We start from the raw sequence: 12407 nt of genomic DNA on the forward strand, positions 1-12407 counted from the left end.
TACCACGCAAGCACTGGTGATACTGGCTCGCAAACTCGCTCGAATCGTATTCGCCCTACTGAAAGGGCAGAGCGAATACCAACCGAAAGCAGGTTGAGGCTTCCCCTCAACCATAGAATCTCCCACAAGGAATGTGGCTTGGCTTGACTCCCGGCCTTCCAGCCGCCAACGTCCTCCCCATCGCCACAGCCCAAAGCATCCGCCATGTCCTTGCCTACGTTGTTGTCCCAGCACATCGTCCGCCGCCCGCAACGCATTGCCTTGCTGCAACACATCGCCGAGCAGGGCTCGATCACCCGTGCCGCAAAAAGCGCAGGCCTGAGTTACAAGGCGGCGTGGGACGCCATCGACGAACTGAACAACCTCGCGCAAAAGCCATTGGTGGAGCGCAGTGTCGGCGGCAAGGGCGGCGGCGGCGCCAGGCTGTCCGGCGAAGGCGAGCGGGTATTGCGGCTCTATCAAAAGCTGCAAGCGCTGCAGGCCCAGGTACTGGAAGCGGCCGAAGACGCCAGCGACCTCGACCTGCTCGGCCGATTGATGCTCAGAACCAGCGCGCGCAATCAATTGCATGGCAAGGTCGTGGCGATCGAAAGCCAGGGTCGCAACGACCTGATTCGCCTGGAACTGGCCGCAGGCTTGACCATCGATGCGCAGATCACCCACGACAGTACCCTGCGCCTGGAGCTGGAGAACGGCACCGAAGTGGTGGCGCTGATCAAGGCCGGCTGGCTCGATCTGCTCGACATCAAGGATGCAGTGACGCCAGGACACAATGGCCTGACAGGCATCATCGAAGAAATCCTCGACGCCGAAGACGGTCCCAGCGAAGTGCGCATCGGCCTGCCCAATGGCCAGACCCTGTGTGCGCTGGCCGAACCGCTGCACTTGCGGACCCTGGGCCTTGGCACGGATAAAGCGGTACGGGTGCAGTTCGCGCCGTCCAACGTGTTGCTCGGTACACCGCTCTGAAACATTAGCGTCACAATCGGTCTTTAAGGTGGCTGAAAAATCCGCAGGGAGCCTGATGTGAGCCTATTGGAAGAAAACCAGTCCACCGACCTCGAAAACATGGTCGGCCTCAGCCGTCGCGGCTTTATCAGCGCCGGCGCCTTGTGCGGTGCAGCGATGTTCCTCGGCGGTAATCTGCTGAGCCGTAGCGTGCTCGCTGCCAGCGTCAGTGCAGGCACCAGCAAACTGTTGGGTTTCGACAGCATCCCCGCCGCCACCCGCGACACCATCAGCTTGCCGCCGGGCTATAAATCCTCGGTATTGATCAGCTGGGGCCAGCCGTTGCAAAAGGACGGCCCGGCATTCGACCCGAGCGGCAACGGCACCGCCGAGCAACAAGAAGTCCAGTTCGGTGACAACAACGACGGCATGAGCCTGTTCGAGTTTCCCGCAGAGCAAGACCGGGCGTTGATGGCGATCAACAACGAGTACACCAACTATCGCTACCTCTACCCCCACGGCGGCATGCCGCAATCGGCCGACGAAGTGCGCAAGGCACTGGCCTGCGAAGGCGTGTCGGTGATCGAGGTCCGGCGCCAGAACGGCCAGTGGCACTTCGTCCAGGGTTCGCGCTACAACCGGCGCATTCACGGCAATGCCCCGATCGACCTGAGCGGTCCGGCTGCCGGCCACACGCTTGTGAAAACCAGCGCCGACCCGCAGGGCAAGCACGTCCTCGGCACTTTCCAGAACTGCGCCAATGGCAAGACGCCGTGGGGCACTTATCTGACCTGCGAAGAAAATTTCACTGATTGCTTCGGCAGCAGCAATGCCGAGCAAAAATTCGATGCCGCGCAGAAACGCTACGGTGCAGTGGCGGCCAGCAAAGAGATCAACTGGCATCAGCACGACGAGCGATTTGACCTGGCGAAGCATCCGAACGAACTCAACCGTCACGGCTGGGTGGTGGAAATCGACCCGTTCGACCCACAATCGACCCCGGTCAAACGAACTGCGCTGGGCCGTTTCAAGCATGAAAACGCCGCCCTGGCTGAAACCCATGACGGTCACGCCGTGGTGTACATGGGCGACGATGAACGCGGCGAATTCATCTACAAATTCGTCAGCCGCGACAAGATCAACCATAAAGATCCCAAGGCCAACCGCGACTTGCTGGACCATGGCACCCTGTATGTGGCGCGCTTCGACGCGGGCGACGGCAATGCCGATCACCCCAAGGGCCAGGGCGAATGGATCGAACTGACCCACGGTAAAAACGGCATCGATGCCAGCAGCGGTTTTGCCGATCAGGCGCAAGTGCTGATTCACGCGCGCCTTGCGGCCAGTGTGGTGAAAGCCACGCGCATGGACCGTCCGGAATGGATCGTCGTCAGCCCCAAGGATGGCCAGGTCTATTGCACCCTGACCAACAACGCCAAGCGCGGCGAAGACGGCCAACCGGTGGGCGGGCCGAACCCGCGTGAGAAGAACCTGTACGGACAGATCCTGCGCTGGCGCACCGAGCGTGACGATCACGGTGCCAAGACCTTTTCCTGGGACTTGTTCGTGGTAGCCGGCAACCCGGGCGTGCATGCCGGCACGCCGAAGGGCGGCTCCTCGAACATCACGCCACAGAACATGTTCAACAGCCCGGATGGCCTGGGCTTCGACAACGCCGGGCGGCTATGGATTCTGACAGACGGTGATTCGAGCAATGCGGGTGATTTTGCCGGTATGGGCAATAACCAGATGCTGTGTGCCGACCCGTTGACCGGGGAAATTCGTCGTTTCATGGTCGGACCGGTGGGCTGCGAGGTGACGGGGATCAGCTTCTCGCCGGATCAGAAGACGTTGTTTGTGGGGATTCAGCACCCGGGGGAGAACGGTGGGTCGACGTTTCCTGAGCATTTGCCGGACGGGAAGCCGCGGTCTTCGGTGATGGCGATTTCACGGGAAGATGGCGGGATCGTCGGCGCCTGATAGGGCCTCTTCGCGGGCAAGCCCGCTCCCACAAGGGATCTCCTGTGTGTCACAAATCCTGTGCACACCGCAGCCCCTCTGTGGGAGCGAGACCGGCTTGCCGGCGAAGTCGTCAGCCCAAACAAACAGGATCTCCTGTGTGTCACAAATCCTGTGTACACCACAGCCCCCTGTGGGAGCGGGCTTGCTCGCGAAGACGTCAGCCCGGACAACACTCATCTCAAGCCCACCCCCTAAAGAAGCCCCGTCTGCGCTACCATGCTTGGCCGGACGCGGCAGCCTGCTGCGCGCAGGAGTCAGCATGGCCCACCCGTTTGCAACCCTCACCCCAGACCTCGTGCTCGATGCCGTCGAAAGCATCGGCTTTCTCAGCGACGCGCGCATCCTGGCGCTCAACAGCTACGAAAACCGTGTCTATCAGGTCGGTATCGAAGACGGCGAGCCGCTGATCGCCAAGTTCTACCGTCCGCAACGCTGGACCAACGAGGCGATTCTCGAAGAGCACCAGTTCACCTTCGAACTCGCCGAGTGCGACGTGCCCGTGGTGGCGCCGATGATTCACAACGGTGCAAGCCTGCACGAACACAACGGCTTCCGATTCACCCTGTTCCCCCGCCGTGGCGGACGCGCGCCGGAGCCAGGCAATCTCGATCAGTTGTATCGCCTCGGCCAACTGCTCGGTCGTTTGCATGCCGTCGGCGCGACCAAGCCGTTCGAACACCGTGAAGCCCTGGGCGTGAAAAACTTCGGCCACGACTCGCTGACGACATTGCTCGAAGGCAATTTCGTCCCCAAAAGCCTGCTGCCGGCCTACGAGTCCGTGGCCCGCGACCTGCTCAAGCGGGTGGAAGAGGTCTACAAGGCGACGCCGCACCAGAACATCCGCATGCACGGCGATTGCCACCCCGGCAACATGATGTGTCGCGACGAGATGTTCCACATCGTCGACCTCGATGACTGTCGAATGGGCCCGGCGGTGCAGGACATCTGGATGATGCTCGCCGGCGACCGCCAGGAATGTCTCGGCCAGTTGTCGGAACTGATGGACGGCTACAACGAATTCCACGACTTCGACCCGCGGGAATTGGCGCTGATCGAACCGCTGCGCGCCCTGCGCCTGATGCACTACAGCGCCTGGCTCGCCCGCCGCTGGGACGACCCGGCATTCCCGCACAGCTTTCCGTGGTTCGGCAGCGAGCGGTATTGGGGCGATCAAGTACTGGCGTTGCGCGAACAACTGGCTGCGCTCAATGAAGAGCCACTAAAAATCTTCTGATCCACACGACCCTGTAGGAGCGAGGCTTGCCCGCGAAGAACGATAACGCGGTATATCAGGCAGACCGCGTTATCGTTCTTCGCGGGCAAGCCTCGCTCCTACAGGGATCAGCACATCGAGACAAATCTCCTTACAATCCCCTCTTTGTTAGCTGCCTAAGCAAGGATTCTGCATGCAAGCCGCCAACCCGCGTCGCGGGTACATTCTGGGCCTGAGTGCCTACATCATCTGGGGATTGTTCCCGCTCTATTTCAAAGCCATCGCCAACGTGCCCGCCGTGGAAATCATCGTCCACCGCGTGCTTTGGTCCGCCCTGTTCGGCGCCTTGCTGTTGATGGTCTGGAAACATCCGGGCTGGTGGCGCGAGTTGCGTGACAACCCGAAACGCCTGGCGATCCTGGCCCTGAGTGGCACGCTGATCGCGGCCAACTGGCTGACCTACGTCTGGTCGGTGAACAACGGGCGCATGCTCGAGGCCAGCCTCGGTTACTACATCAACCCATTGGTGAACGTGCTATTGGGCATGCTGATCCTCGGCGAACGGCTGCGGCGCATGCAGTGGCTGGCCGTTGGCCTGGCGGCAGTCGGCGTCGCACAACAGGTGTGGCAAGTCGGCAGCCTGCCGTGGGTGTCGCTGGTGCTGGCGCTGACCTTTGGCTTCTACGGATTGATTCGCAAGCAGGCCCCCGTCAAGGCACTGCCGGGCCTGGTGGTGGAAACATGGATGCTGGTGCCGATCGCCGTCGCCTGGTTGCTGTTCAATCCGACCGCGAGTAGCGCGCAAGCCGAATTCTGGACGACCTCCGAAGCCTGGTGGCTGGTGGCCGCGGGGCCGGTGACGTTGGTGCCGCTGGTATGTTTCAACGCCGCTGCACGGCATTTGCCCTACACGACGCTGGGATTTCTTCAGTACCTGGCGCCGACGCTGGTGCTGTTGCAGGCCGTCCTGCTGTTTGGTGAACAGCTGTCATCCAGCACACTGGTGGCGTTCATCTTTATCTGGGCCGGCCTGGCAGTGTACAGCGTCGATGCATGGGTAAGTCTGCGCCGCCGCAGCTGATCAAAAAACGCACAAACCTCCACAGGCCACGTACTTCGTGGCCTGCATCGATCCTTCCCACGGTTATCCACAGCGTGATCCCCGCCGTTTGTGCGCAACTTGTTAAAACTGCCGGTTTTTTGATCAGATCTTGACGAAGCCCGGCCAGCGGGGCCTGGCGGGCTGTTTCTACAGGTTATCCACAGGCAGGTGCACGTATAACTTGGATAACCCTGTCAGGGCTCGCTACGCAGTACCAATTCCACCATCAGATCATCCGCCAGGGTTTCCAGACGCGATTGCAGCACGTCCAGAGACAACGTCAGCGGCACCGCGAGAATCGCTTCGGCGTGGAACAACGGTTCGCTGCTCATTGGTGCCGGACGCACTTCAGTCACCAGACTCTCCAGATTGACCCCTTGCTCGCTCAGCAGGCGAGTAATGTCACGGACAATCCCCGGACGATCATTGCCCACCAGTTCCATCGCAATCGGTTTCCAGGTGCAGGATTGTTCGATACCACTTTCGGCGATCAGCACCCGAATGCCGTGGGCGGACAACGCCTGCAGGGAGTCCACCAGTTCGTCGTAGGCTTCGGCTGGCACGCCCACCCGAAGGATCCCGGCGAACTGCCCGGCCATGCGCGACATTCGGCTTTCCAGCCAATTGCCGCCGTGCTCGGCAATACACTGGGCGATGCGCTCGACCTGCCCAGGCTTGTCCGGAGCGATTACAGTGAGTACGAGGTGGTCCATGGCGCAGCCCTCTTTTTCATGATTTTTGTTATAGATAGGCAAGTATAGGCAAGGCGGGATTGTGTGTTGAATCGTCTGACGCCTTTGCGGGCAAGTCGGATCGCCGCACCGCTCGCTCCTACAGGGATTGCGCAAGACCTGTAGGAGCGAGGCTTGCCCGCGAATGAAGCACCGCCGATTCACCTGCCAACAACAAATCGTGTACAAGTTTTGATATTTAACTGGAACAATCCAATAGTTTTTTGAGAACATCCCGTTCCCCGACCTGACCGCAATGCGTCACAAGGTCGCAGAACGACGTAATTAGTCTGATTTTCACAAGCGCAATTCATCATGTAGTATGCCAAAGCGCGCACTACATAACATGGATCGATGTCTGCCACCGGCGCAGTCGCAACCCTGAAAGCCCCGTCAGCAAGGCCCCTAGCCGTTGATTGGACCAAACCCAGCCGCCCACATGGCATGTACTGGTAGACGGGTTTGTGGTTTAAATGGCCAGAGGCTTCATTGTCAAATTGAAGAGCTGAAAAGCGAAATAGCTGAGCAGAGTGAGGCAAGCAATGACTGAACACGTTCAAGTCGGTGGCCTGCAGGTCGCCAAAGTCCTGTTCGACTTCGTAAACAACGAAGCCATTCCCGGTACCGGCCTCACCGCCGATAAGTTCTGGGCCGGTGCCGACAAGGTCATTCATGACCTGGCACCGAAGAACAAAGCCCTACTCGCCAAACGCGATGATTTCCAGGCTCGTATCGATGGCTGGCACCAATCCCGTGCCGGTCAGCCACACGACGCCGTGGCCTACAAAGCCTTTCTGCAAGACATCGGTTATCTGCTGCCAGAAGCCGCCGATTTCCAGGCAACGACGCAAAACGTCGATGACGAAATCGCCCGCATGGCCGGCCCACAGCTGGTGGTGCCGGTGATGAATGCCCGTTTTGCACTCAATGCTTCGAACGCTCGCTGGGGTTCGCTGTACGACGCGCTCTACGGCACTGATGCCATCAGCGACGCTGACGGCGCGCAGAAAGGCAAAGGCTACAACAAGGTTCGCGGCGACAAGGTCATCGCCTTTGCTCGCGCCTTTCTGGACGAGGCCGCCCCCTTGGCCGCCGGCTCCCACGTCGACTCCGTCGGTTACAAGATCATTGACGGTAAACTGGTGGTCGCCCTTAAAGGCGGCAGCAATACCGGCCTGCGCAACGATGCGCAACTGATCGGTTTCCACGGCGATGTCAGCGCTCCGACCGCGATCCTGCTGAAGAACAACGGTCTGCACTTCGAAATCCAGGTCGACGCCAGCACCCCGGTCGGCCAGACCGACCCGGCCGGCATCAAAGACATCCTGATGGAAGCTGCTCTGACCACCATCATGGACTGCGAAGACTCCGTGGCTGCCGTCGATGCCGACGACAAAGTGGTGATCTACCGCAACTGGCTCGGCCTGATGAAGGGCGATCTGTCGGAAGAAGTCTCCAAGGGCGGTCAGACCTTTACCCGCACCATGAACGCCGATCGCCGCTACACCGGCGTCGACGGCAAGGAGCTGAGCCTGCACGGTCGTTCGCTGTTGTTCGTGCGTAACGTCGGTCACCTGATGACCATCGACGCGATCCTCGACAAAGACGGCAACGAAGTACCGGAAGGCATCCTCGACGGTCTGGTGACCAGCCTGGCAGCCATCCACAGCCTCAACGGCAACAACTCGCGCAAGAACAGCCGCACCGGCTCGGTCTACATCGTGAAGCCGAAGATGCATGGTCCGGAAGAAGCCGCGTTTACCAACGAGTTGTTTGCTCGCATCGAAGACGTGCTCGACCTGCCGCGCAACACCCTGAAAGTCGGGATCATGGACGAGGAGCGCCGTACCACGGTCAACCTCAAGGCCTGCATCAAGGCCGCCAGCGAGCGCGTGGTGTTCATCAACACCGGGTTCCTCGACCGCACCGGCGATGAGATCCACACCTCCATGGAAGCCGGCCCGATGGTGCGCAAGGCGGACATGAAGGCTGAGAAGTGGATTGGCGCCTACGAAAACTGGAACGTCGATATCGGCCTGAGCACCGGCCTGCAAGGCCGCGCGCAGATCGGTAAAGGCATGTGGGCCATGCCCGACCTGATGGCGGCGATGCTCGAACAGAAAGTCGCCCACCCGCTGGCCGGCGCCAACACCGCCTGGGTGCCATCGCCTACCGCCGCGGCATTGCACGCACTGCATTACCACAAGGTCGATGTGTTCGCCCGTCAGGCCGAACTGGCCAAACGTGCCCGCGCGTCGGTGGACGACATCCTGACCATCCCGCTGGCCGTGAACCCGAGCTGGACCACGGAACAGATCAAGAACGAACTGGACAACAACGCCCAGGGCATTCTCGGTTACGTGGTGCGCTGGATCGACCAGGGCGTGGGCTGCTCAAAGGTGCCGGACATCAACGACATCGGCCTGATGGAAGACCGTGCGACGCTGCGTATTTCCAGCCAGCACATCGCCAACTGGCTGCGCCATGGCATCGTCACTGAAGAGCAAGTGCTGGAAAGCCTCAAGCGCATGGCGCCGGTGGTTGACCGCCAGAACGCCAATGACCCGCTGTACCGCCCGCTGGCACCGAGCTTCGACAGCAACATCGCCTTCCAGGCGGCGGTCGAACTGGTGGTCGAGGGCAGCAAACAACCCAACGGCTATACCGAGCCGGTTCTGCACCGTCGTCGTCGCGAGTTCAAGGCTGCCAATGGCCTGTAACTGAGCGCTGATGCGTTAAATGAAAAAAGCCCTGATTTTTTCGATCAGGGCTTTTTTTGTTCACTTGAAACCGGCGGCGCTCCCTTCGCGGGCAAGCCTCGCTCCTGCAGGATTTGCGTCGTTCGTGAAAATAACACAGTCCTGTAGGAGCGAGGCTTGCCCGCGAAGACGATCGAATAGGCAACACAAATCTTGAATCAGGGCTCCATCCCCAATTCATGCTTGACCAACTGCAACAGCTTGCGGGTATCGACAGGCTTGAGCAAAAAGTCCACCACACTCAGATGCATGGCGGCAATCGCGTCTTTCAGGTCCGCATCGCCGGATACGATAATGAACGGCATCGCCGCCCTTACCGACGCACGCACCTGGCGAATCAAGTCCAGGCCATCGACATGCCCCATTCGCAGATCGGTGATCACCAGGCCAATCGAAGGCTTTTCGCTCAACATCTCGAGTGCGGTTTCGCCACTGGCGGCGGTCATGCACCGAATGCCATCCAGAGCGAGAATCTCTGCCAGCAGCTCACGTGCGTCTTTATCGTCGTCGACGATCAGCACCCGCAGCGGTGGCAAGTCAGGTTCGAGCATGACCGCACTCAGCGCCTGGCGCTCGGCGTCACTCAAAATATCGTGGTCGGACATGGCTTACTCTACATTTCAAATTCAATCGCCTGACTCATTCGTCAGACATCGCCAGCAAGCCCTTCAATGTGCACTTCGTCGGAAAGGTTTCCTATAGCCAATGTAGGAGGTTTTTCTGATAGTTGCGTCAGACATTTCCTAATTTCCTCTAAATGCAGTGCCTACCTAGACTTACGTCCAATGGGCACCCTGCGCGCAGGGGCCGACCATGGGTGAGTCATCCGACAACAACAATCGACAAGACTGCGGTAATGGTTATGAGTAAAGCGGACGCCTTCACACAGGCAGGGAAAACCGCGGTGTTGCAGAACATCCAGGGCACTTTGCAATTTCTTCAGCGCTTCCCGCCCTTCAATCAAATGGAACACGCCCACCTGGCGTACCTGGTCGAGCAATGTCAGCTGCGTTTTTATGCGCCGGGCGAGAGCATCATCAAACCCGCCGATGGCCCGGTCGAGCATTTCTACATCGTCAAACAAGGCCAGGTGGTGGGTGAACGTCCCCACACGGCCAAGGGCGGGACTGAAACCACCTTCGAAATCACCACCGGCGAGTGTTTCCCCCTCGCCGCGCTGTTGGGCGAGCGTGCGACCCGCACCGAACACCTGGCCGCCGAAGACACCTTTTGCCTACAGTTGAACAAGCTGGCGTTCATCAAACTGTTCGCGCTTTCCAACGCGTTTCGCGACTTTGCCCTGCGCGGCGTCAGCAGCCTGCTGGATCAGGTCAACCAGCAAGTCCAGCAAAAAGCCGTGGAAACCCTGGGCACCCAGTACTCGCTGAACACCCGGCTGGGTGAGCTGGCGATGCGCCACCCAGTGACCTGCAGCCCCGCCACGGCATTGCGGGTCGCCGTCACCCTGATGCACGACCAGCAAGTCGGCAGCATCGTCATCGTCGACGAGCACAAAGCCCCACTGGGTATTTTCACCCTGCGCGACCTGCGCCATGTCGTGGCCGACGGCACGGACGACTTCAACGAAGCCATCGAACGCCACATGACCCAGGCGCCGTTTTACCTGTCGCCGGACCACAGTGCCTTCGATGCGGCGATCGCCATGACCGAACGGCACATCGCCCATGTCTGCCTGGTCAAGGACCATCGCCTGTGCGGCGTAGTGTCCGAGCGGGATCTGTTTTCCCTGCAGCGGGTCGACCTGGTTCATCTGGCGCGGACCATTCGCAGCGCCCAACGCGTGGATAGCCTGGTGGCGATCCGCGGCGAGATTGGCCAATTGGTGGAGCGCATGCTGGCCCACGGCGCGTCGTCGACCCAGATCACCCACATCATCACCCTGCTCAACGACCATACCGTGTGCCGGGTCATCGAACTGACCCTCGCCGAGAAAGGCGACCCCGGCATCCCATTCAGCTGGCTGTGCTTCGGCAGCGAAGGCCGCCGCGAGCAGACGCTGCACACCGATCAGGACAACGGTATTCTGTTCGAAGCCCGGGACGCGGCCCATGCCGCCGAGATCCGCGGCAAACTATTGCCGATCGCCCAGCAGATCAACCAGAGCCTGGCGCTCTGCGGCTTTACCCTGTGCAAGGGCAATATCATGGCCGGTAATCCCGAGCTGTGTCTGTCCCGGGTCGAGTGGGCGCGGCGTTTCGCGGCGTTTATCCGCGAAGCAACGCCGGAGAACCTGCTGGGTTCGAGCATCTACTTCGACTTGCGCGTGGTCTGGGGTGACGAGCAGGGCTGTGAGCAGCTGCGCCGGGGGATTCTCGACCAGGTCGATGACAACCGGTTGTTCCAGCGCATGCTGGCCGAGAATGCCCTGCGCAATCGTCCGCCCGTAGGACGCTTCCGGGAGTTCGTGCTGGCTCGCAAGCATGGCGAGAAAGCCACCCTGGACCTGAAAATCCAGGGCCTGAGCCCCTTTGTCGATGGTGCCCGCTTGCTGGCACTGGCCCACGGGATCGAAGCGAACAATACCCTGGAGCGCTTTCGTCAGCTGGTGGACAAGGAGGTCATCGATCGGCTGGACGGGGCGGCGTACGAAGAGGCTTATCACTTCATTCAGCAGACCCGCATGCAGCAACATCAGCGTCAGACCCGGGAGAATTTGCCCCACTCCAACCGGGTCGACCCGGACAGCCTCAATCATCTGGATCGACGGATCCTGCGTGAATCCCTGCGCCAGGCCCAACGCCTGCAAAGCAGCCTGGCCCTGCGGTATCAGTTATGAGCCTGTTTTCATGGCTGCGCCCGGCAGGCCCGATGCTGTCCGGCGAACTTCAACTGCGCCTGCAACGCTTGCCGGCGGCCGCCGAGCTGGGTGAATGCAGCCTGCGCGAACAGCGATGGGTGGTGCTCGACCTGGAAACCACCGGGCTGAACCTCAACAAGGATCGAGTACTGTCCATCGGCGCGGTGGTGATCGAGGACGGGGCGATCGACTTCAGCCAGCAATTCGAACGCACCTTGCAATGCAGCGAGCTCAAACTCGGTCCCAGTGTACTGATTCATGGTCTGGGCCCGAGCGCGATTGCCGCGGGCAGCGACCCGGCCCAGGCCCTGCTCGACTTCATGGAGTTTGTCGGTGACAGTCCTGTGCTGGCCTTTCATGCGCCGTTCGATCAACACATGCTCGGGCGCGCATTGAAAGATCATCTGGGCTACAAGTTGCAGCATCTGTTTCTGGATGTCGCGGATATCGCGCCGCTGCTGTGTCCGCAGGCGCCTATGCGCGAGGCCGGGCTGGATGAGTGGATCGACTGGTTCAAGCTGGAGGTGTTCGAGCGGCACAACGCCAGTGCCGACGCGCTGGCCACGGCAGAACTGGCGCTGATCCTGTTCAGCCGGGCGCGGCAGCAGCAGATTCACAGTCCGTTGAATCTGCAACAGCGGGTGAGCCAGTGGAAACGCAGACAGCGCGCGCCGTCCTTCTAGATACGCGGTGTCTGTTCCGGCCTCTTCGCCGGCAAGCCTGGCTCCTACAGGGTTTGGGGTCGTCCACGAAATCGGCGAACGACACAAAACCCTGTAGGAGCCAGGCTTGCCGGCGAAGAACGATAACGCGG

9 protein-coding genes are annotated in these 12407 nt (G+C 60.5%); 7 read left to right on the forward strand and 2 right to left on the reverse strand.

The features are described from left to right. The first annotated feature begins 204 nt into the window (after positions 1–204). The 4 genes from F8N80_RS25470 (at position 205) to rarD (ending at position 5264) form a co-directional block, all read left to right on the forward strand. Positions 205–969, forward strand: a complete 765-nt coding sequence (locus F8N80_RS25470) for a TOBE domain-containing protein (protein WP_150745743.1) — start codon at positions 205–207, stop codon at positions 967–969. 57 nt (positions 970–1026) lie between these two features. Continuing rightward, entirely contained in the window at positions 1027–2928 is a 1902-nt protein-coding gene (locus F8N80_RS25475; RefSeq protein ID WP_150745744.1) for a PhoX family protein, read from the forward strand. A gap of 301 nt (positions 2929–3229) precedes the next feature. Next, positions 3230–4204 carry a serine/threonine protein kinase gene (locus F8N80_RS25480; protein ID WP_150745745.1) on the forward strand — a complete coding sequence of 325 codons (975 nt, stop codon included), beginning with the start codon at positions 3230–3232 and terminating at the stop codon, positions 4202–4204. A gap of 172 nt (positions 4205–4376) precedes the next feature. Beyond that, positions 4377–5264: an EamA family transporter RarD gene (gene rarD, locus F8N80_RS25485; RefSeq protein WP_150784946.1), complete on the forward strand. Its 888-nt coding sequence runs from the start codon at positions 4377–4379 to the stop codon at positions 5262–5264. Positions 5265–5479: 215 nt separating this feature from the next. Here the strand turns inward: rarD and F8N80_RS25490 are convergent, their stop codons facing one another. Continuing rightward, positions 5480–5998 carry a glycine cleavage system protein R gene (locus F8N80_RS25490; protein WP_150745747.1) on the reverse strand — a complete coding sequence of 173 codons (519 nt, stop codon included), beginning with the start codon at positions 5996–5998 and terminating at the stop codon, positions 5480–5482. Positions 5999–6558: 560 nt separating this feature from the next. Between F8N80_RS25490 and F8N80_RS25495 the strand changes: the two genes are divergently transcribed. After that, positions 6559–8736 (forward strand): malate synthase G, encoded by a 2178-nt coding sequence (locus tag F8N80_RS25495; protein ID WP_150784947.1) that lies wholly within the window; start codon positions 6559–6561, stop codon positions 8734–8736. Between the two features lie 197 nt (positions 8737–8933). Here the strand turns inward: F8N80_RS25495 and F8N80_RS25500 are convergent, their stop codons facing one another. Beyond that, complete coding sequence (locus tag F8N80_RS25500) at positions 8934–9380, reverse strand: response regulator (RefSeq protein ID WP_150745749.1); 447 nt, start codon at positions 9378–9380, stop codon at positions 8934–8936. Between the two features lie 257 nt (positions 9381–9637). Between F8N80_RS25500 and F8N80_RS25505 the strand changes: the two genes are divergently transcribed. Both F8N80_RS25505 and F8N80_RS25510 read left to right on the forward strand, forming a co-directional pair. Then, positions 9638–11572, forward strand: coding sequence for a putative nucleotidyltransferase substrate binding domain-containing protein (locus F8N80_RS25505; protein WP_318186175.1), 1935 nt, complete (start codon positions 9638–9640; stop codon positions 11570–11572). Beyond that, positions 11569–12276 carry a 3'-5' exonuclease gene (locus F8N80_RS25510; protein WP_150784949.1) on the forward strand — a complete coding sequence of 236 codons (708 nt, stop codon included), beginning with the start codon at positions 11569–11571 and terminating at the stop codon, positions 12274–12276. The genes F8N80_RS25505 and F8N80_RS25510 overlap by 4 nt, the downstream gene beginning before the upstream one ends. Positions 12277–12407: the final 131 nt, after the last annotated feature.

Origin of the sequence: Pseudomonas fluorescens, from assembly GCF_902497995.1 — a bacterium.
Taxonomy (GTDB): domain Bacteria; phylum Pseudomonadota; class Gammaproteobacteria; order Pseudomonadales; family Pseudomonadaceae; genus Aquipseudomonas; species Aquipseudomonas fluorescens_BK.